The 23,140-nt window shown below is 34.0% G+C and carries 12 protein-coding genes; 4 read left to right on the top strand and 8 right to left on the bottom strand.

Annotation, left to right across the window (positions count from 1 at the left end):
- The first annotated feature begins 20 nt into the window (after positions 1–20).
- Positions 21–1,125 (top strand): peptide chain release factor 2 gene (prfB, locus tag GKC53_04255; GenBank protein QRN41831.1). Its coding sequence is split into 2 segments (ribosomal slippage): positions 21–101 and positions 103–1,125, totalling 1,104 coding nucleotides; the frame shifts between segments, so codons are not numbered across the junction.
- A 257-nt stretch (positions 1,126–1,382) separates the two neighbouring features.
- Entirely contained in the window at positions 1,383–2,117 is a 735-nt protein-coding gene (ubiE, locus tag GKC53_04250) for a bifunctional demethylmenaquinone methyltransferase/2-methoxy-6-polyprenyl-1,4-benzoquinol methylase UbiE (protein QRN41347.1), read from the top strand.
- A 1-nt stretch (position 2,118) separates the two neighbouring features.
- Here ubiE and argJ read toward each other — a convergent pair whose 3' ends face one another.
- The gene (gene argJ / locus GKC53_04245; protein QRN41346.1) at positions 2,119–3,336 is read right to left on the bottom strand and encodes a bifunctional glutamate N-acetyltransferase/amino-acid acetyltransferase ArgJ; all 1,218 of its coding nucleotides are present in this window, start codon (positions 3,334–3,336) and stop codon (positions 2,119–2,121) included.
- A gap of 678 nt (positions 3,337–4,014) precedes the next feature.
- Positions 4,015–6,681, bottom strand: a complete 2,667-nt coding sequence (gene acnA / locus GKC53_04240; protein QRN41345.1) for an aconitate hydratase AcnA — start codon at positions 6,679–6,681, stop codon at positions 4,015–4,017.
- Between the two features lie 994 nt (positions 6,682–7,675).
- Between acnA and GKC53_04235 the strand changes: the two genes are divergently transcribed.
- On the top strand, positions 7,676–9,640 hold the full coding sequence (locus GKC53_04235) for a DUF839 domain-containing protein (protein QRN41344.1): 1,965 nt from the start codon (positions 7,676–7,678) through the stop codon (positions 9,638–9,640).
- A 31-nt stretch (positions 9,641–9,671) separates the two neighbouring features.
- On the opposite strand, the gene GKC53_04230 is transcribed toward GKC53_04235, so the two are convergent.
- Together GKC53_04230 and GKC53_04225 are read right to left on the bottom strand one after the other, a co-directional pair.
- Positions 9,672–9,860 carry a putative selenoprotein gene (locus GKC53_04230; GenBank protein ID QRN41343.1) on the bottom strand — a complete coding sequence of 63 codons (189 nt, stop codon included), beginning with the start codon at positions 9,858–9,860 and terminating at the stop codon, positions 9,672–9,674.
- Complete coding sequence (locus GKC53_04225; protein QRN41342.1) at positions 9,860–11,977, bottom strand: carbon starvation protein A; 2,118 nt, start codon at positions 11,975–11,977, stop codon at positions 9,860–9,862. Before GKC53_04225 ends, GKC53_04230 begins: the two co-directional genes overlap by 1 nt.
- Before the next feature lie 634 nt (positions 11,978–12,611).
- Between GKC53_04225 and GKC53_04220 the strand changes: the two genes are divergently transcribed.
- Positions 12,612–12,995, top strand: coding sequence for a hypothetical protein (locus tag GKC53_04220; GenBank protein QRN41341.1), 384 nt, complete (start codon positions 12,612–12,614; stop codon positions 12,993–12,995).
- Positions 12,996–13,234: 239 nt separating this feature from the next.
- Here the strand turns inward: GKC53_04220 and GKC53_04215 are convergent, their stop codons facing one another.
- The 4 genes from GKC53_04215 to GKC53_04200 form a co-directional block, all read right to left on the bottom strand.
- Entirely contained in the window at positions 13,235–14,461 is a 1,227-nt protein-coding gene (locus GKC53_04215; protein ID QRN41340.1) for a transposase, read from the bottom strand.
- Positions 14,462–14,698: 237 nt separating this feature from the next.
- Positions 14,699–17,320 (bottom strand): leucine--tRNA ligase, encoded by a 2,622-nt coding sequence (locus tag GKC53_04210; protein QRN41339.1) that lies wholly within the window; start codon positions 17,318–17,320, stop codon positions 14,699–14,701.
- Positions 17,321–17,412: 92 nt separating this feature from the next.
- Positions 17,413–21,039 carry a hypothetical protein gene (locus tag GKC53_04205; GenBank protein QRN41338.1) on the bottom strand — a complete coding sequence of 1,209 codons (3,627 nt, stop codon included), beginning with the start codon at positions 21,037–21,039 and terminating at the stop codon, positions 17,413–17,415.
- Between the two features lie 146 nt (positions 21,040–21,185).
- On the bottom strand, positions 21,186–23,021 hold the full coding sequence (locus tag GKC53_04200; protein QRN41337.1) for a BamA/TamA family outer membrane protein: 1,836 nt from the start codon (positions 23,019–23,021) through the stop codon (positions 21,186–21,188).
- Positions 23,022–23,140: the final 119 nt, after the last annotated feature.

Here is a 23,140-nt window from a genome sequence, read left to right as displayed (position 1 = left end):
CAACAACATAGGTTATTATGATCGAGTCAGAAAAGATAAATGAATTAAATCAGCATATTAATGACATAAAATACCGCACTGAGAATATCAGGGGGTATCTTTGACTACGAGGAAAAAAAACAAAAACTAGAAGAAATTTGTTTATTATTAGAAGATCCAGATACCTGGAATGATATTTCACAAGTCCAAAGGATAAATAAAGAAAAAAAATCTCTAGAAAATATCGTAGATGCTATTGATTCTATTAACTCACAAATAGGAGATGCTGTACTCTTACTAGAAATTGCAATAGAAGAAAATGATTACAGTGCCTTTAATGAAATTATCCAAGATGTTAATAACGCCGAAAATAAACTAGCTGATCTTGAGTTTAAACGGATGTTTAATCAAGAAGCAGATGGCAATAACTGCTTCATTGACATTGTTGCGGGAGCAGGAGGTACAGAAGCCGAAGATTGGGCTGGCATGCTATTGCGTATGTATATCCGATACGCTGAACACAAAGGTTTTAGAGTCGAAGTATTAGAAGAAAATACGGGTGATATTGCGGGTATTAATCGTGCTTCCCTGAAACTGGAAGGTGATTATGCCTATGGGTTATTGAGAACAGAAACAGGTATTCATCGTTTGGTACGTTGCTCTCCTTTTGACTCATCTAATAAGCGACATACGTCTTTTGCTTCTGTATTTGTCTATCCAGAAGTTGATGATAGTATTGACATTTCAATTAACCCTTCTGATTTGAAAATAGACACGTATCGTGCCTCGGGCGCAGGGGGGCAACATATTAATAAAACTGATTCTGCAGTACGCATTACACACATCCCAAGTGGGATTATAGTCCAATGTCAAAATGACCGTTCACAACATCGCAATAAAGAAGAGGCAATGCAAATGCTAAAATCTAAATTATATGAATTAGAAATGCGTAAACACAATGAAAATAAACAAGCATTAGAAGACAGTAAATCTGAGATAGGTTGGGGTAATCAAATCCGCTCTTATGTATTTGACCAATCAAGAATTAAAGATTTGCGTACAGGCTATGAAGTTGGGAACATTAAAGCAGTCATGAATGGTCATTTAGATGATTTTATTCAAGCTAGTTTAAAACAAGGAGTCTAATAACGATTTTTTATTGAACTTTAATAATAATTGGCAATAATCATATATAAGCATAGACAGTATATCTGTAAATCCATTGGACTATTGTATAGCTTGCTTGTTTTAATTTCTGGTAAAATGAAAAGAGTAGAATACCAAAAGGTGGCATATGCCCTGCATTTTTAAACTTAATTGTGCATATATCATTAATATATCCTACATGATTTTGCTGGCTTTTTTGTGTATTACAATTATTATTAATTTAAAGAGAATTAAATATGTCCAAAAAAACACATTTTGGTTACCAACAAGTAGATGAATCTCAAAAATCTGAAAAAGTGGCAAAAGTTTTTCATTCTGTTGCTAAAAAATATGACATCATGAACGATATAATGTCTATGGGTATTCACCGAATTTGGAAACAATTTACCTTAACAACAGCACGTATTCATAAAGGAAATAAGGTCTTAGATATTGCTGGAGGGACAGGAGACTTGGCAAGTGGGTGGTTAAAGAGAGTAGGTAAGACAGGTGAAGTTTGGTTAACTGATATCAATTCCTCTATGCTTACTGTAGGGCGTGATCGTCTGCTAAATAAAGGACATATTATCCCTGTCGCTGTATGTGATGCTGAAAAATTACCATTCTCTGACAATTATTTTGACTTAGTGTCTGTTGCATTTGGCTTGAGAAATATGACACATAAAGACATCGCCTTAAAAGAAATGTACCGAGTTTTGAAACCAGGTGGTCAGTTATTAGTATTAGAATTCTCTAAGGTTTACCAACCTCTAAGTAAACCTTATGATTTTTATTCCTTCAATTTCTTACCTAAATTTGGTAGACTGATCGCTAATGATGCTGATAGTTACCAATACCTAGTTGAATCTATTCGCATGCACCCAGATCAAGAGACACTTAAGGAAATGATATTAAGTGCAGGTTTTGATAGAGTAGATTACAACAATTTGACTGCTGGCATTGCTGCATTACACAAAGGCGATAAGTTTTAATTTAGGTGCGATACTCGGCATTAATTGTCACATAATCATGGGACAAGTCACAAGTATATACCGTAGCTTTTTCTTGCCCTCTATTCAATTCAACTTGAATGGTGATTTCAGGTTTAGCCATAATCTTTTGACCATATTCTTCCTTATAATGACTAACAACACCGCCGTTTTCAGAAACCAGAATATCATCTAAAAATAGTTCAACTTGGCTCACATCCAAGTCTTCAATTCCAGAATTACCAATTGCACACAAAATACGACCCAAGTTAGCATCAGAAGCAAAAAAAGCTGTCTTCACCAACGGAGAATTAGCAATACTATAACCTACCTTCCTTGCCTCTTGACGAGTATTAGCGCCATTCACTTGAATGGTGATAAATTTAGTTGCTCCCTCACCATCTCTAATGATAGATTTAGCTAGTTCAGTGACAACTTCTTGTAAAGCTAATTTGAATTGCACATAGTCAACACTGTTAATATCTTCAATTATTTTACCATCAGCTTCGCCAGTCGCCATTAAGACGAAACTATCGTTAGTACTTGTATCACCATCAACAGTAATCGAATTAAAACTTTCTTCAACCACCTCTCTAATCAAATCATCTAACACTGGTTGAGATACTTTTGCATCAGTCGCAACAAAGGAAAGTAAAGTTGCCATATTCGGACAAATCATCCCAGATCCTTTGGCAACACCTGTAATATGAATAGGGTTCCCTTGTAATTCAATACGTTTTGAACAAGCTTTAGGCATAGTATCAGTGGTCATAATTGCTAAAGCCACAACATCCCAATAACTTTTTTTAACATTATCTAAAGCTGATATGATTTTATCTACAGGCAATGGTTCCATGATAACGCCAGTTGAAAATGGAAGCACCTGACTAATATCACAATTTATTTTTTCAGATACTTTTTTACATATTCTTAAAGCATTATCTCTTCCTGCCTGTCCTGTTCCTGCATTGGCATTACCAGTATTAATCACCAATGCTCGAATATTATTTTTAGTCTTTAAGTGTTGTTGACAAATCTGAACTGGCGCTGCACTAAATTTGTTTTTAGTAAATACCGCGGAGACTTTGGTCTCAGGAGATAAAACAAATAAAGTTAAATCATTATGATTACTTTTTTTTACGCCTGCTTGACCAACATATAATTGAGTTCCTTTAATATCATAAAGCTCATCAGCCGTTTTGGTATTAAGATTTACTGCCATTATTTTCCCTTTCTTCTAGTTTTCGTATCTTTATCCTTCATCACGCATTTAATAATCGATGTACCCTCCTTAATTAAATAATAAAGATCTAGCTAGAGCAAAACTGTCTCGCTTACAAGAAACACCATTATATAACATAATTAACAACTAAAATCAGAACCGTCAACTAATTTAAAATAATAAAATCAATAAAGACAATAACAACTGATACATCAGGTATTAAGAGATTAACTCATAAATTTAATCAAATTGCTGTGTCCACAGATTTTAAAACTATCTAAACCTACTAATAAAAATAACCACTACCAAAATAAAAGCTCAAAATTCTTTTAGAAATCACTTTTCCCATTTTAACTTGTATTTAAATATTTATTTGATCAGATGACAGCCTTTTTGACCTAATGATGCATATCATATATATCCACACAATGAAATAATTTTGATTTTGTGTATTTAATCATGATTTAGCTTATATGAAGCTAATAGTTTTAAATTGGGCTATAAAATAGACGATTAAACAAAAAAAATCCATTAAAGTAAATTAGCACAGTCGCCAAACATAACAAGATCTCCCATTACTTTAAAACGAGGAATACATCACACTTTGAAAAATATATTAATTTTTGATTTTGTCTCATCATAGGGGCATCATCATTTTTGTACCTCAAGGAGTCTTTATTATTTAATCATCTCTCTCAAAACGTAGTGTAAGATACCACCAGCTTTAAAATAATCAACCTCATTAACTGTATCGATGCGACATATGACCATAAATTCTATTTCAGAACCATCTTCTCTTTTAGCAACAACTTTAATATCTTGATGTGGTTTAACATTGTCATACAAATGGATAGTAAAAGATTCTTTACCCGTTAACCCAAGATTTTCCGCATTTTCACCATTTTTATATTGTAAAGCCAAAATACCCATACCAATTAAGTTAGAACGGTGAATACGCTCAAAACTTTCAGCTATGACAGCTTTAACACCTTGCAAGTTTGGACCTTTTGCTGCCCAATCTCGGCTAGAACCACTACCGTATTCTTTACCGGATAAAATAATACTTGGAATACCTGCCTCCTTATACTTCATCGCAGTATCATAAATGGTTAATTGCTCACCAGTTGGGATATGTATGGTATAACCTCCCTCAATACCAGGCACTAACTTATTACGAATACGAATATTCGCAAACGTACCTCTCATCATTACTTCGTGATTACCTCGACGCGAACCATAAGAATTAAAATCCTTAGGCATTACACCGTATTCTTGCAAATATTGACCCGCAGGTGAATCTGGTGCAATATTACCCGCAGGAGAAATATGATCTGTGGTAATGGAATCGCCAAAGTAAGCCAAGACGTAGGCGTTTTCTATTGGCTTTAATACCGGTAACGGTTGATCAATTGCCTCAAAATAAGGAGGATGACGAATATAAGTAGAGTCTTGATTCCATTCATAGGTTTTACTAGCTTCTACTCTTATAGCTTGCCAATTTTCGTCTCCATCGAATAATGCTGTATAGCTTTTTGTAAACATAGTACCGTTTACCATGGACACAGCTTGTGCAATTTCATAGTTACTTGGCCATATGTCTTTTAAGAACACATCATTGCCATTTTTATCTTTCGCTAAAGGGTCACTAAATAAATTAATACGTGTTGTACCCGCTAAGGCAAAAGCAACCACTAGAGGTGGGGAAGCTAACCAATTAGATTTAATTTTCGGGTGAATCCTTCCCTCAAAATTTCGGTTACCAGACAATACACCAGAAACATTTAAACCTGATTCATCAATCGCTTTTGCTACTTCAGGAATTAATGGACCAGAATTACCAATACAAGCTGTACAACCATAACCGGTTAAATTAAAACCTATTTGCTCTAAGAATTTTGACAAACCTGACTCATTTAAATAAGCTGTTACTACCTTAGAACCAGGTGCTAAAGAAGTTTTCACCCAAGGTTTACGAGTAATACCTAATTCTACCGCTTTTTTGGCCACCAAACCAGCTGCCATCATTACACTAGGATTAGAAGTATTAGTACAAGAAGTAATAGCAGCCAAAACAACATCACCTTGTTTTAACTGGTATTGTTGTCCATCTAGTATTAAGCTAATGCTTTTATCTAAATTATCACCCAACTGATTAGCATTCATATCAAAAGCATTTCTCAGGTCACCAATGACAACTCTATCTTGCGGACGTTTAGGCCCAGCTAAGCTAGTTTCTACTGCACTCAAGTCTATTTCTAGAACATCAGTAAAAACAGGTTCCTGACCTTTTTCTTGCCATAAACCTTGCTCTTTAGCATATATCTCAGTTCTTAAGATAACTTCTTCATCACGTCCTGTCAAACGCATATAGTTCAAGGTAACTTCATCAATAGGGAAAAAACCAACAGTTGCACCATATTCAGGTGACATATTAGAAATAGTGGCACGGTCTGCTAATGACAGATCGGCTAAACCCTCACCAAAATACTCAACAAATTTACCTACAACACCATATTTTCTTAATATCTCAGTAATTGTCAGGACTAAGTCAGTTGCAGTAATTCCTTCTCTTAAATGACCTCTTAACCTGACACCTACTACCTCTGGTAAGGTCATTGAAATAGGCTGCCCCAACAATGCTGCTTCAGCTTCAATACCACCAACGCCCCATGCTAAAACTGATAAACCATTCACCATAGGTGTGTGAGAATCCGTTCCAACAACTGTATCGGGAAAAACCCAATATTCTCCATCTTTTTCATTTGTCCAAGTGACTTCTGATAAATATTCTAAATTAACTTGGTGACAAATGCCTGTGCCCGGTGGGACAACACTAAAATTGGCAAAAGCCCTTTGTCCCCACTTCAAAAATTCATAACGCTCAACATTTCTGCTCATTTCCATAGCTACGTTTTGTTCAAATGAATGAGGTGTTCCAAAATAATCAATCATAACAGAATGATCAATCACTAAATCAACATGACAAAGTGGATTCACTTTTTTAGGATCACAACCTGCTTTTGCCATAGCATCTCTCATCGCTGCTAAATCAACAACTGCAGGAACACCTGTAAAATCTTGCATCAAAACACGAACAGGTCGATACTGTATCTCATGGCCTGATTTTTTATGTTTCAACCAATCTCCAATAGCTTCAATATCTCGCCTAGTAACTGTTTTTCCATCCTCAAATCTCAAAAGATTTTCTAATAAAACTTTCATAGATTTTGGCAATTGAGACAAATCACCTAATGTTTCTTCTGCCTTTTTCAAAGAGTGGTAATTATATTTTTTATCTTTAACTGTTAACGTAGACAAAGTATTAAATGAATTATTCGTGCTCATATTAACCCTCTTAATTGATAATCGTCCTAAAATTTTTGTCAACCCTTTGTTCTTCCATAAGTTATTTTTTTTATACTACCTAAAAAACTAAACTTTGAGTAGCCTACAGCATGAAACATTGTATAAATAATTATATTCATATGACATACTTTTTCTCTGTAAGAAAATAGAATAAGAAAAATTAATTTAATCAATATCACGCTCAGCAATATTTAAATAAATTATTAGGAATTTAAATAATCAACAATTTACTTTTTGCTTTGAATAAATTTATGTCTATAATTGGTTCAATATTCAATTATAAATTCTAAACCTTGAAAGCAGTTGAAATAAAAAAATGAATAACAGTGACGTAGCAAACATAACCAAAGAAATAACATTAATGGTCTCATACCATTTACAACCCAGCGTTTTTCCATAGGTTAAAATCACAAGCATAACAATAAAGATAATTAAAACACTATGTAATATATGTATATGGAATAACTCATAAAAAGAACTAAGATACACAATACAACCATACATCTGTACATCCCTTTATTACTTAAATAACCAAAGGATTATTTTGAAAATTTTCCCACAACAGAAAAAATAAGTTTTTAAAATATTCATCATATTTTAAATGGCTATTGTTTTCTCAACCCGATAGAAACTATCTTTACTATATAAATTTTTTACCTAGTGACATCGTGGCGTAGTAAGCCAATTTTTAATAATATTACCTATCCTTTGACCGTCATTTATACTAGTAATTGAATACTTATTAAAAATCTATTGATTAGAAAAAGATGATTGAGATCAATTATACAGATTATGGTTTTGATCACAATTAGGATATAAGCTATTCTTTAAATACAGATATTACAACAAATTAAAAAAATAATATATGAGGAAACTACAGCTAAGAATTGAGTTCTAGCCTAAAAGTTATGTCATACATATGACATAACATATGTCTATAATTTTTTGGTCATCTATATAGAGAGGAACAGCCATGCCAACAAAAAACAAAAAAAGTCTAAAACATATGAATCAGGATATGGTTCTTAACCATAGTAATAATCTAAGTATTCAAGAAATCATACAGAATAGTATCTCACGTCGACGTTTTTTACAAATGGGTATTGTAACAACAACAGCAACACTCACTTCTAATTTTTTGAGTAGTAAAACCATAGATACTATTAATTCCTCTGATAGACCTAAAGCTTTAGGGTTTGAAAGTATACAACCTTCCTCTCAAGACAATGTTAGAGTACCTAAGGGCTATACTGCAAAAGTTCTATACAGCTGGGGAGATCCAGTTGGTATTCATGATAAAAGCCCACAATTTAAACTTAATGCAGCCAATAGTGCCAGAGAACAAGCGTTACAAGCAGGTATGCACCATGATGGTATGGACTATTTCTCCCTACCAATGCATACACAATCTAACTCTAACGCCTTATTAGCTATTAACCACGAATACTGTGATAATGGTCTTCTATTCCCTGATGGTGACAATAATTGGTCACTTAATAAGGTCAGAAAAGCGCAACAGGCATTAGGTGTTTCTATTATAGAAATAAGGAAAAATTCACAACAACAATGGGAAGTTGTAAGGCCTTCTCAGTATGCACGTAGAATCACTGCTCAAACACCGATGAGTGCAACAGGACCAGCGGCAGGACATCGCTTAATGCAAACCAAACAAGATAAAAGCGGTCGAATTTTATTAGGAACAATGCAAAACTGTTCAAATGGTAAAACACCATGGGGGACATATCTTACCTGTGAGGAAAACTGGAGTGATATGTTTACTAATAAAACTGGTAAACTAACTGAACTAGAAAAAAGATATGGCATCAAACAAAGAGAACAATTCTATCGCTGGAGTGAAGTAGATCCTCGATTTGAAACTTCCAATGAACCTAATGAACCCCATCGTTTTGGTTGGGTAGTCGAAATAGACCCTTACAACCCCAATAGTACCCCTAAAAAACATACATCATTAGGTAGAATCAAACACGAATGTGCTACCGTTGATATAGGAAACAATAATAAAGTTGTTGTTTATACTGGCGATGATGAGAAATTTGAATATATATATAAATTTATATCCAAACATAGTTATCAACCACAAGATAGAGCTGCTAATTTAAAACTATTAGAGGAGGGTGTCTTATATGTTGCTAAATTCAATGAAGATAATACAGGCAAATGGATACCTTTAGTTTTTGGTCAATATCCATTAACACCAGATAATGGCTTTAAAGATCAAGCTGAAGTACTAATAAAAACCAGATTGGCTGCTGATAAAGTAGGTGCAACTAAAATGGATAGACCAGAATGGATTGCCATTGATCCTAAAATAAAAGGTAGTGTGTACTGCACATTAACCAATAATTCTTCAAGAGGAGAAAATGGTAAAGCCGGAGTTGATGCAGCCAACCCAAGAAAAAATAATATATTTGGTCATATTATACACTGGCAGGAAGATAAAAATAATCCTGAAAGTTTATCTTTTACCTGGGATATTTTTGCCATGGGTGGTTTATTAAATAGTTCAAATCTTAATTGGACAACAGATATTAAATCAGTCTCCTTTGGTAGCCCCGATGGGCTGAAATTTGATCATAGGGGGGTGATGTGGATACAAACAGATGTTTCCACCACAACATTAAATACAGGACCTTATGAAGGTTTAGGAAACAACCAAATGTTTGCTGTCGTTCCTGGCTCTAAAGAGTTTAAACGTTTTCTGACAGGGCCTTGTGGCTGCGAGATAACAGGTATCACTTTTAGCCCTGATAATAAGGCTATGTTTGTCAACATTCAACACCCCGGAGAAGCGGGGGGGGTCTCCGATCCTAAAACACCAAGAGCAGTTTCATCATGGCCAGATGCTCAAATAACAGGGCGACCTCGTTCCTCAACAATTGTTATCACTAAAAACGATGGAGGAGTGATTGGCTCATGACTAAACATGAGTTTATAATAATTAACAGTGACTAACAACATCGAGAGCCTCCTTTGCTGCTGTATCTTGCATTCAACCGGTTATGATAAAATTCCTCATAACTCATTAATACACGGTTAGGATGACGATCCCTCATAAATGCGCAGTATTGTTCATAATCTGGTTGACCTACCATTAGATACAATGTTTGCTTGAAGGCTTTCAATCTTTGTTTTAACATTAAATTCCCTCCTTTTTAATTCTAGCTAATTCTACTTGTGGCAAAGGCTCATAAGGCACTTCGGTTGAGGTCTCTTGATCTGATTTCAAAGATAGTAAAATCGAATAGATGCCGTATAAAACTATAATAATTGTGGCAATCATAAAAAACATAATAATAATTCCATCCACTTGATTGTTAAAAATAACGTACTTAGCATCTTCTGGCGTAGAAAACACTACATCAGCAACAAAAGGTTGATTAATATATTTTTCCTTTATCTTATTGGCAATAGCAAAAAAACCAATGGTATCATCAGCTACTTTTAGATAAGCAGCTCTCATGGTACAAATTAATAACCATATGGTTGGCAATACTGTGATCCAAGCATACCTATTACGTTTCATTTTGAATAAAACAACTGTACCCAAAGTAAGAGCCAAAGCCACTAACATCTGTCCTCCAATACCAAATAAAGGCCACAAAGTATTAATTCCACCCAAGGGATCAACCACCCCTTGATATAAGAAATATCCCCAGGCACATACAATAACTGCAGTAGCTAACAAATTAGCCGGTAGATAATCTGTTTTCCTAAACTTGGGATGAATAAGGCCTAAAAAATCTTGCAACATAAACCGACCTGCACGACTACCAGCATCGACTGTGGTGAGAATAAATAAAGCTTCAAATAAAATAGCAAAATGATACCAAAAGGGCATTGAGATGAGATTAGATATCCCATGGTGCAATAAATGTGCCATCCCTATAGCAAGGGTTGGCGCACCACCAGTTCTTGAAATAATACTTTCTTCCCCAATATCTTTAGTCATCTGTTGTATGGTTTCTGGCGTAATTACGAAACCCAAATTTGATATTGTCTGAGATGCAATAAAAACATTATCTGCCAAACCTTGTGGATTGAGAAAACTCTGTGGACTATTCATCACAAAATAAATACCTGGGTCAAGAATAGAAGCGGAGATTAAAGCAATAATAGCCACTCCGGACTCCAATATCATAGCACCATAACCAATAGGTCGTGCCAATACCTCATTAGGAATCATCTTGGGAGTTGTGCCTGAACAGATTAAAGCGTGAAATCCAGACACAGAACCACATGCTATAGTAATGAATAAAAAAGGGAAAGCAGGTCCAGACCAAATAGGACCAGTACCATCAACAAACCTAGTCACTGCTGGCATTTTCAAATCAGGCATTAGGACAATAACAGCCAAAGCAAGAATAAATATCATTCCCAACTTTAAAAACGTAGATAAATAATCTCTAGGTGCCAATAATAGCCAAACAGGTAATACCGCTGCTAAAAAGCCATAACCAATTAAACAGAAAGTCAGTGTCTCACCACTCAAATCAAAATAATGACTCAAATGTGGTTGCTGAGAGACCCAGCCCCCCAAAAAAATACCTAAAATTAATAAAACAAAACCTACTATTGAAATTTCGAAAATCTTACCAGGACGTATATATCTTAGATAAATCCCCATCAGTAATGCCAAAGGAATAGTATACGCCAAAGTAAAAGTCGCCCAGGGACTATGGGTTGCAGCTTTAACAACAATCATAGCCAATGAGGCAAGAATAATAATCATGATCATCAGAAATAAAATCATACTAATCACACCTGGAATATAACCCATTTCATCTTTCACTATCTCGCCTAATGACTTACCATCATGCCGCATAGACATGAATAAAACCATAAAATCTTGAACAGCACCTGCCAACACAACCCCAACCAGAATCCAAAGCATTCCTGGAAAATAACCTAACTGAACTGCCAATACCGGCCCTACCAAAGGCCCCGCACCTGCAATCGCTGCAAAATGATGTCCAAACAAAATTACTTTATTAGTAGGAACATAATCCAAACCATCACAATGCCGAAAAGCAGGGGTCATACGCGTAGAATCCAATCGGAGTGCATATTTGGCAATATATAGACTGTAATAACGATAACCAATAAAATAAATGCAGAGGGCACAAATAACAATCCATAAAGCGTTTATAGTCTCATTTCTTTCCAATGCAATAAAAGTAATAATACCTGTAGCAACAATAGAAGCAAACAATAATAAAATAATACTTCTAATACTATGTATCTTATTAGCACTCATATATCTCTCCTATCCTTCTTTTATTGCATTTATTTTACGACTAAAAAATAAAAACAATCAATCAGAATCTTATTTGTATCTTTTCTACCTATTGAAAACTATTTAACATTTCACTATAAAAGTTTCACGTGAAACATTTAAATTCTTAACCATTTTACACATTATGAACTCTGTGAATGACAAACTATAAAATTATCTAGACCCATTGATTTAGTAGTTCAATTTTTATTATTTCAAACGAATTGGAATAAAATATTAAAAAAACAGCTAAATACAATTATACAGTTTCCAAAAATGTGTTAACTAAAGTGAGAAAAGATTTCTTTTTAAAAGTTGAGATTAGGAATCTGTATCTTCTTAAAATACGTATACCTTCCTCATATATCGCACAATAAAAAGTATAAATTGATATGGCACTATACTAATACAGACAGAATAACACTTATTTCAAGTATCAAAATTAAAGATTAAAATACTATTATTTTTTACCCTCTAGATAACCAATCAACAATCCTATTTAACTGAATAGAATCCATAATAGAATTGATAAACCCCAGCGAATGGTCACAATAAACCCCAATAGAATTATAAAAAATTTTTAAAAAAGTTTAGTCGTAAAGATAAATACAGTTTAATGGCTCAAGTTAAAGATTTTAATTTCATGAATGAAAATACGGCTCAAATTCGTATATCTGCTGTTGTTTTACCCAAAACACCCACAATCGAGGAATATAAAGAAATTGAGTCAGAAGAAACTTCTTTAGTGGAAGTTAAATTTAAAATTTATTGCGGTAATATCATGAAAAAAGGCTTTGTAGAAACACAGTCAAATAATGAAGTTAGAGAAACAGCAGAAAAAGTTGTTGATGTACTACCATTCCTTACCTTCGGTCGATTGAAATACCTTGTTTTGATTGCCAAGTTGAGAAGTTTAGTTGGTGTATATATTTTAGCTGTATTAACTATTCCTCAAATTGGTACTAACTTAATTATGGAGTATTTAGGCAGAAAGCTATAGGAGCATAATAAATGAGAAATATTATTTATTTATTACTTGCTTGTTGTATCATGTGCAAGTGCTGAAATCGTTTTCCCTTTTTCAGAATCACTTTTTCCAAGTAATAAAATATGTGTTTTATCAAATTTTTCTTTTTTAATTGAATTTTTCTTTAAATTTTCATTGATACCAAAAATAATTTTATCTTTTTCAAAAATACTTGTAGGATCATAGTCTTTTTTATTGACGTCCTCGCCGGCCTAAAGGGCAGGGATTCCTACGGTGTTTAGCAGTATTGCTAACTCACTTCGGTGGGTTCCTGTTGCTGATGACCTTACTGCATCATTCACTTCACAGGCTAACCGGGCACATCCTGCCCTTAATATATTTATCGCTCCAACCTCATCTGCATTTAATTTATATCCACATGCAACACATTCAAAGTTTGATTGCGTTTGACGGTTCTGTGCACTTATATGCCCGCATTGTGGGCAAGTACGACTGGTATTCTTAGGATTCACTGCTACTAAATGACCTCCTCGCCATAACAGTTTATAGTCCAGTTGCCTTCTAAATTCATACCATGATTGATCTAGCATAGAACGATTTAATCCCGATTTTTGCTTTACTCTTTTACCAGGATGAGTCGTATCCCCCTTTGCAGACTTAGATATGTGACCAACCTGCAAATCTTCTACATACACAATGGCGTGGTTTTTGCTAATTTGAGCAGAGAGTTGATGAAGGTAATGACGTCTAATATTGGCTATTCTCGAGTGTAAGCGTGATACTTTATTTTTTGCTTTTTTCCAGTTGTGACTCAATGGCCTCTTATGGCTCATTTGACATTGCAATTTAGCTAACTGACGTTGTGCCGTTTTAAAACTATTGATAGGCTCAAAGTATTGACCGTTACTTAAAGTTGCAAAACGGGTAATCCCCATATCTATACCCACTTCATTACCTAATGGTATTGGTGGTTCAACATCATATTCCGTTTGTATAGCAACATACCACTTTCCACACTTGTGACTAATGGTAACGTTGTTAATCGAACCAATGACATGACGACTATTACGGTATCTTACCCAGCCTATTTTGGGTAAATACAAACGGTTGTTACCTTGTTCTAGTTTTACACCTTGGGGAAATCTAAAGCTTTCTTTCAATCCCTTTTTCTTAAACTTAGGAAAACTAGAACGTTTGGCAAAGAAATTCCGAAAAGAGGCTTCTAGATCTTTTAAGGATTGTTGTAACACTTGACTATGGCAATCTTTAAGCCATTTGAACTCATCTTTCCATTTAGGTAGTAAGCTCGATATTTTACTGTAGCAGAATTTGAAACCGTTACCAGCCTCATACTGCTTATTCTGACAATCTAAAGCATGATTAAATACAAAACGAGAACAACCACAAAACTGCTTCATTTTGCGAATATGTTCACCATTAGGTATTAACTCAAATTTAAAAGCTTTTTTGATTTGCATGTCTTGATTATACTAATGAACTATGAATAGTCAATAAGATAGCATAGACACTAAAAGACGGAATAACCACTTCGTGGTTACGCCTTATATCCCCGCCATGAAGGACGGGGTCTTACGGCGAGCGATAAAACTAGACCACAACGATCACCGCGAGCATTGATGAACTTATTCAAAATATTCTCATCAATTACCCAAAAATTTAAAACCATAAAAAAATGTTCCACATGGAACATTTTTTTATACAACCACTATATTAACTAAGCGCTTAGGAACAATTATAATCTTCTTAACTGTTCTACCTTCTATATGCCTTAATACTGATTGCTCTGCTTGAGCCAAATACTCTATTTCTTCCTTGCTTGCTTCTAAAGCGACAGTAATACGCCCACGTAATTTACCATTAACTTGAACCATTAACTCCATCTCGTCTGGTACTAAGGCCTCCTTATCAGCTACAGGCCAACCAGCCTCCAATATACCTTGATTTAATTCAAGCTCTTCCCATAAAGCTTCTGCAATATGCGGAACAATAGGCCACAACATTCTAAATACCACACTAAACATTTCTGTTGCTACTTCATTACCATAAGGTTGTGATAAGTCAGTTTTTTCATAAAGATTTAGCAACTCCATAATCGCTGCTATTGCAGTGTTAAACTGTTGCCTCCTATTATAATCATCAGTCACTTTATCAATAGTTGTATGCAATTTAAAACGCAATGCCTTAACATCTCCGGTCAAATCTTTTTGTGTCAATTGAAATAACGTTAAGCTATTTGATTTTTTAAACTCCACTAACAACCGCCACAATCTTCGTAAAAATCTAAAAGAACCCTCTACACCTTCTTCGCTCCATTCTAAAGTTTGCTCTGGAGGCGCGGCAAACATCATAAATAAGCGAATGGTATCTGCACCATATTCCTGAATCATCTGCTTAGGATCTACTCCATTATTTTTAGATTTAGACATCTTCTCTAATCCACCAGGAATAACAGGCTGTCCATCGATTTTATGATAAACCCTGGCAATCTGTCCTTTATCATTTTTTTCTACTACAACATCTTGTGGTGATATCCATTCCTTTGATCCATTTTCTTGCTCTCGATAATAGGTCATAGCAATAACCATTCCTTGAGTAAGCAGTTTTTGAAAAGGCTCATCAATAGACACTAAACCCTCATCTCTCAATAATTTAGTAAAATATCGAGAGTATAATAGATGTAAAATAGCATGCTCAACCCCACCCACATATTGATCAACTGGTAACCAATAACTTGCCGCTTGTGGATCTAACATTCCCAACGCATACTGAGGAGAAACATAGCGCATAAAATACCAACTAGATTCAACAAAAGTATCCATTGTATCGGTCTCATACTGACCAATAACTTCACCTTTTTCATTTTTTACTTCATAAAAGTCTGGTCTTTTCTTCAGTGGAGAACCGGAACCATCCGGAATAATCTCCTCAGGTAGAACAAATGGTAGTTGATCATCTTCAATAATACCTTCTTGACCATTTTCATAATAAATAACGGGAATAGGACATCCCCAATATCTTTGTCGTGAAATACCCCAATCTCTCAGTCTATATTGAGTTTTTAATTCTCCTAAACCTTTTTCCTGTAAAGCCTTAGCGATACAAGTAAAAGCCTCTTCAAAATTCTGTCCATCAAATTCACCGCTATTAAATAGAATACCATGATCCACATAGGCTTTCTCAGATGACAACTCACTTCCATCTGTAGGTTGAATGACCCATTTAATCGGCAAAGAATATTGTGTTGCAAACTCAAAATCTCGCTCATCATGTGCTGGCACAGCCATAACTGCACCATCCCCATAACCCCATAATACATAATTAGCGATCCAAACCTCCAATCTCTCGCCAGTAAGAGGATGAATAACATAACGTCCAGTAGATCTCCCTTCTTTTTGCATTGTCGCCATATCAGCTTCTGCAACAGAGCCTGCCTTACATTTTTGTATAAAAGCAATGAGATCAGGTTTATCTTTACTGGCTGCAATTGCTAATGGATGTTCAGCCGCTACGGCTAAATAAGTGACTCCCATTAAAGTATCAGGTCGAGTAGTATAAACCTGTATGTATTGGCTATCTTCTTTTGATAAATCTCTCTGACTATTTTTATCCAAAGGAAAACGGACAGCCATCCCTTGAGACTTACCAATCCAATTCTTTTGCATCTGAATAACATTAGTCGGCCAACCCTCTAACTTATCCAGATCATTTAACAATTCCTCTGCATAATCTGTAATTTTAAAGTAATACATCGGAATTTCTCGTTTTTCAACCAAGGCTCCTGAACGCCATCCTCTACCATCAATCACTTGCTCATTTGCCAAAACAGTTTTGTCAACTGGATCCCAATTAACCACACCTAGTTTTTTATAAATCTTGCCTTTCTTGTATAAACGAGTAAATAACCACTGCTCCCAGTGATAATATTCTTTATCACATGTTGTAATTTCTCTATCCCAGTCAATTCCAAAACCTAATGCGTTCAAGACCTTTTTCATATCTTGGATATTCTCTCTAGTCCATCTTACAGGAGAAACTCCATTTTGAATTGCCGCATTCTCTGCAGGTAATCCGAATGCATCCCACCCCATTGGCTGTAATACGTTAAATCCATTTAATAATTTAAAACGACACAAAACATCTGATAAAGTGTAATTCTTAACATGCCCCATATGTAACTTTCCAGAAGGATAAGGAAACATGGACAAACAATAATATTTAGGTTTAGTTGTATCCTCAGTCACATTGAAAATTTTGGCTTCTTGCCATTTTTTCTGCATTTTGGACTCGATTAAATCTGGTTGATACTGTTCTTGCATGATTTATTTACCTAATAAAAAATATTTTTGTTGAAAGAGCCGTTATTATACCGAATTTGCTACTTTATAAGCTAACTAAACTTTTAAATATGCTAATCAAATCTTCTTTTATATGTAATGCCACCGCCAACTGACTCTGTACTGACACGAGCAAAAACATTCAAAAACTTACTAATAACATCGATCAAACGCACAGCTTGTGTACTACTTTGAATACCAAATTCATAGCTCATATATAAGTTTTCATTTAGTTGTTTACCAAAAGTAACCATCTGCTCTGCAGGATTTAATTCCCCTGTACTTGTGTTTCTTTTCTGACTAGAACTTAATCCTATATTATCAAATACTGAACCAACCTCTTTATTGACTTTTTCAGCCGCCAATACTCCGACTGCTAGAGCAAGTGCATCATTGTCATTCTCTCCTTTGGATTCACGACCTAAAATCAACCAAGATAATTTATCCCTATCACTCATGAAAACATCTGATATGAGTGTAATTCTCGGATCTTGAAAAGTGCCTGTTACGTCAACACCAGCTCCTACTGGGGATTGGTAACGTCTAGCTCTAACGTTCATTTGCGTATTCGCCGGATCTCCTGTAAAAACTAAAGATCCTTTCTCTACCCTCAAATTCTGTCCGTAAGCACGATATTTACCTTCTACCGCAGAAATTTTTCCAAATATCTTTAAAGGTTGTCCCTTTTGTGCTCTTAAACGAAGGTTCCCACCAACTAAAAAATCCAAGTCACTCAAAATAAATCTTAATTGATTGTTCAAGTTAAGTTCTAAATCTACTATAAATGGTATCAGATTATTCAGTTTTAAATTTGGTATTTTTCCTCCTACAATATGTACATCATCTGATAACTTAGGCATACTATCACCCAAATTTTCATACTTACCTTTGTCTAATTGTAAACTTCCCGTCAATTGCAAACCAGAAGTTCTGTCCAAATTCATTTTGGTCTGCCCAGAAACAATAAATTGTCTATTAGGCTGATTTATGACCAAATAACGATCAAGAGCTAAATCCAAATCAATACCATATAATCCATTGATTTCTCCCACTACTCCTTTTAATAAAATAGCCCCCTCTTTATTCTTGAAAGACAGTTGATCAATAATCCATTGCTTACCTACCAGTCTTGAATTGAGTTGGCCATTACGTAAAAAAATTCCATTTGATAAATCTTTATATTCAACACCTGTTCCATCAAAATAACCAGTTAATTTAGGTTCTCCAACTGATCCCGATATATTAATTTTAGAATCGATTCTTCCTTTTAAATCTATGCCAACTGGTAAAGTATATTTAAAGGCACCAATATCACTGGAGTTAATATTAATTTGCCCTTGAATGGGAGAAGTTATAAAATTCCTACCAAATTTTTGTGAGATTGTCACATCCATATGCCCGCTTGCGAATCTTGTTTGAGTATCTAACAATGTCTTAATTTGATTACTATATAGTTGTACATTAAAATTAAATTTTTCTAAACCTAATGGTGTTTTTCTTTCAGAAAAAAGAATGTCTCCTGTTTGTTTTGTTAACTTAATATATCCAGAAGTATTTGCATTATAGGTTAAATCCCAATCACCTTTTACTACAATGTTTTGTTCAAAAGGGAGCTTAATCCAATTTTGTAACTCTCTCAATCGAAACTCAGCCACATTACCTTTCGTTTTAAATCCTTTCCCTTTAGTCCAATCAAAATAGTTTAGGTGTACTATCCCACCTAAAACAGTCCATTTTGCATCACCTAATTTTAAGCTATTAATACTTGCTTTGACAGGAACAGAATTTTGTAATAATAAATCAAAGAATCCTGATAGATTAAGTTCATCAATATTACCTTTCCACACATAGTTTTTATCAATCCCACCGCGGGCTCGATAATGTCCTACTAAAGTTCCTTGAGGTAACTTTAAACTAAATTGAGTGCTACCAGAATGAGAAACCAGCGTGCCAGTAAACAAACTATTTATATTATTAATAGAAAAATTACTAATATTTAATCCATTCCCTTTAACACCTATTTTTAAAGGAGCTGTTAAATCTGGAGAAATATGAATACCAAAACTTAAAAAATCTAATGAAAAAATTCCAAGTAATTTTACTTTTTTTAATTCACCAACTAAATTAGCAACCAAATTTTTAAAATTTCCTTGAATATATCCTTTAATGAAAGCATTACCTGAAATACCGAACCCAAAATATTGTAGATTAGGCATATGAAGGTCTATATTCAGTCGATCCTGATTATTATCAGATTTACGATTCAAAATCAAATGATTATCACCAAGTACAAGCCTTAGATCTGCTTTTTTAATTTCTTTTTTATTAAAATCAACAACCCCTTTAGTATAGAAAGGCATATTAGAGATTTGGCTATTTTCAATATTTACCAATAAATACAAAGATTCATTCAGGTTACCTCTAATATGCGCTTCTCCATTAATACTCGCTCGAGGATAATGCGGATTTATCACATAAGGGTTGAAATTCCTACCTAACAAATTTAAATCAATATCAAACTTATCTTTTAAATAAAATTTTCCAGAACCATAAAAATAACTATTTGATTTAGATAAAATAAATTGGTTAAACAATAATATTTTATCTCTAGATTGTAGTTGAGCATCTACTTGTAATTTATTCCACGCTGATTCAATATCAATCTTTAAAATAGGATTAATATAATTTCCTTCTAAAATTGCTTTTCCTTGATACGTATTTTTGATAGGTATATCTATGAAATCTATTAAACCTAAATTGACATTAGCCAACATTTGAATAGTTCCATCAGGGTGTATCAATCCCTTAGCATCTATATTTCCGTTAGTCATTGTTTTCATAATACCTTTAGAGAGTTCCAAAGTCCCATCCTCAGGTACTTCAAAATCTAAATCAATTTCTTTTATGGGAACTCCTTTCTTCTCATAATACGCTGGCCTAGCATTTTGAATATTAAAGTGCCCATAAAAAACTTCAGGATTATCTTTTTTTAGTTCCATAGAAAGCTGAAACGAAAGTTCAGCATCAAACCAACTAGAAACGAAATTTTGGGGATTAATTTTATCTCCTACAATATCTGCTGAAATAATTCTTCTTGTTTTAATAGGATCAAAAGGTGATAAATGGACATAACCAGCAATACCTAACTCTTTATTTTTTATATTTGTTTCTAATAAAGGATGTTGCAAGTTATTACTAAGCTTAATAAAACCAAAATGGGTACTATCTGAATGTAAACTGTATGAGTCAATTCGACCAACTAATTCAAAGGATTTAGCATCTTTAAAAAATAAAGTACCTCTATTGAGGGAGGAAAATATTATTAATTCTGTAATTCCTAGTGTGTATAAATGATTAAAATAGGAAAAATTAAATCTACTATTCCTAATAATAGGTGATTCAAAACCTTCTATTGAAAGACTAGAAATATGAATTTCATGGATATGGAAATTAAAAGGTAATTTTAAACTATCAGGTAACTTAACAGGAAGTTTAACTGCCTCATTTGGGATTTTTACATAAAATATATCTCCCAATTCTACTAATTTTACTTTTAATAAACCATCTATTTTTTTATTATCTTCCCAAATCCATTGGATTTTATTTGAAGATAATATATAGTCCTTAGATTTTATTTTAATCCCTTCAATATCAAAACCTTGATAGAAACTCCCTCGTAATTTCTCTTGTGAAACACTCATTCCAAACAAATGAGGTATGGTGGCCAAGGTAACCCTAAGTCCTAAATTAGTAAAAACAATAAAATTACCTAATAGAATCAATATGATAATAATAGCTATTAAAAACCGCCAGGTGAATGAATAAAATCTCTTAAGAAAGACTAACACTAAAACCTCGCCCCTAGATTAAGATGCCAACTAACTTTTCTTCTTTCATGCCCATACGCAACATCAAAAGACAATGGAGCCACTACACTAAACCAACGAACACCAATACCCGTACCATGTTTTAGTTTTATATCCTTCAATTTATTTTTTACATCTCCTATATCATGAAAAACAGCAACAGAGACACTTTTGGTTACTGGTTTTTGATACTCCACAGTTGCAGCCACCTTTACCATACCTCCAAGAGTATAAGAACCTTTCTTCATCCCTATACTATCAACCGGATAACCTCTAACTGAACCAGGTCCCCCTATTTTAAATTTTAATTCATCCGGTACATTAGCGGGATCTTTTGCCGAAACATAACCAGCTTGAGCTTTGAATAAAAATGTACCATTATTTCTTTGCCATGGTGTTATGTAATAATCACCATCAATCTCATATCGCCGTACAGAAGAAGATGACAGTACCCCCAAGGTACTACCAACCTTAGCGGAAATATAATAACCATTTTCAGGTCGTAATAAAGTTTCAACACGATTAATCTTCCATTGACCTGTGACTAATAAGGCATTATTATTCTTACGCTCTTCTTTGGTTTTTAATTTTTCTTGGTAATACTCTAAACCTACACTTGTATCTGTTACCTTGCCGGTATAAATATACCAAAATCCTGTAGACCATAAAACAGTATTTAGACCATTTTTAGAGCCTTTAAAATAATTTGTCCTAGCTGTCCAAAACTTGCCATTAGATTTTTTAGTTTGAGTTACCCCAAGGCTTACTTCTTGTTCGTATTGGTTATAAATTGCACTGATGGCTGATACATAACCTCTATTCAAAAAATTGTAATATTGATACTCTAAAACTGTTCCAAATCCAGCTCCAGAATCGTAGGTAAGCTCTATACCAAAACTTTTCTTTAACTGCTCTTTTAAATAGACAAATATTGGTACTTCATTATTTTCAATCTGTCCAAACACAGGTGTTACCACAACTTCACTGTAGTGCCCATCTTTTTCTAATTGCTGCTTATAATCAAATAATAATTCTTCATTATAGTCACCCCCTTGATTAAAAACAGCTAAATTCCTGACAATTGATTCAGGATATCTTTCCACGCCAAATACTTTAATCTCACCAAATTTAATTAAATTTCCACTTTCAATATCAAGGCTTAGCAAAGCACTATGCTCATTGGGATCAATTTGAGCATATGAATCTTTAATACGTGCTAAAGGGTATTTATTCTTCCGAACTTCTTTGAGTATCAATTTTTTACTTGAGGACCATAATTTTTGTTTAAAGATGTCTGACACATTTAATGCCCACACTGTATTAATACGCTGATAATAATTTTGAATAGACGGATCATCTTCAATTGCACCTGACAAAACCACTAATTTATTTTTGATTCTAACAGGTTCAGATAAGCCCACTTCAATAGTGTACTCTTTATTTCCTAAATTTAATCTAGGTACTATCTTAATTCGACTATCAAAATAACCTTCAGTCGCTAAAATTTGATTGATTTCTTTAGGTGCTTCTAACTCTAAATACTTTTCTTGTTCTTCGTCTAAATCAGGTTGTCTGCTTTTATTAACAATTGATAAATGTTCTTCTAATAATGCGGAAATACTGTTAATTACCTCTTCATCTGCATTACCAACCTCTAGAGGATAGACGTGAATCTTAACGAGATACTTAGCCTCTACCATTTCCTCTATGGGTGGAGTGACTAATTCATTTTTACTTTTCTTGAGTCCCCAATCAAAGCCAGAAAAAATCAACCATATTGATGACAACAAAATAACCATTAAATTTCTATCTATCACTCAATAATTACCTTTTGTTTTAAAGTTTTTTGGTAGTCGAAGCATTTTATCAGAATATATTCTAGATTGATTACTTTAATTAAGTTTAATTTATTTCTTCCCAATTCAACGAGTAAACT

This window comes from Neisseriaceae bacterium (assembly GCA_016864895.1).
Taxonomy (GTDB): Bacteria; Pseudomonadota; Gammaproteobacteria; order Burkholderiales; family Neisseriaceae; genus QFNR01.
This window is presented reverse-complemented; position numbering and strand designations above follow the sequence as displayed.

What these genes read in the sequence shown, in the direction of transcription:
- ubiE (QRN41347.1), top strand. Translation starts at nt 1,383, where the DNA reads ATGTCCAAAAAAACACATTTTGGTTACCAACAAGTAGATGAATCTCAA.
- argJ (QRN41346.1), bottom strand. Translation starts at nt 3,336, where the DNA reads ATGGCAGTAAATCTTAATACCAAAACGGCTGATGAGCTTTATGATATT.
- acnA (QRN41345.1), bottom strand. Translation starts at nt 6,681, where the DNA reads ATGAGCACGAATAATTCATTTAATACTTTGTCTACGTTAACAGTTAAA.
- GKC53_04235 (QRN41344.1), top strand. Translation starts at nt 7,676, where the DNA reads ATGCCAACAAAAAACAAAAAAAGTCTAAAACATATGAATCAGGATATG.
- GKC53_04230 (QRN41343.1), bottom strand. Translation starts at nt 9,860, where the DNA reads ATGTTAAAACAAAGATTGAAAGCCTTCAAGCAAACATTGTATCTAATG.
- GKC53_04225 (QRN41342.1), bottom strand. Translation starts at nt 11,977, where the DNA reads ATGAGTGCTAATAAGATACATAGTATTAGAAGTATTATTTTATTATTG.
- GKC53_04220 (QRN41341.1), top strand. Translation starts at nt 12,612, where the DNA reads ATGGCTCAAGTTAAAGATTTTAATTTCATGAATGAAAATACGGCTCAA.
- GKC53_04215 (QRN41340.1), bottom strand. Translation starts at nt 14,461, where the DNA reads ATGCAAATCAAAAAAGCTTTTAAATTTGAGTTAATACCTAATGGTGAA.
- GKC53_04210 (QRN41339.1), bottom strand. Translation starts at nt 17,320, where the DNA reads ATGCAAGAACAGTATCAACCAGATTTAATCGAGTCCAAAATGCAGAAA.
- GKC53_04205 (QRN41338.1), bottom strand. Translation starts at nt 21,039, where the DNA reads ATGAGTGTTTCACAAGAGAAATTACGAGGGAGTTTCTATCAAGGTTTT.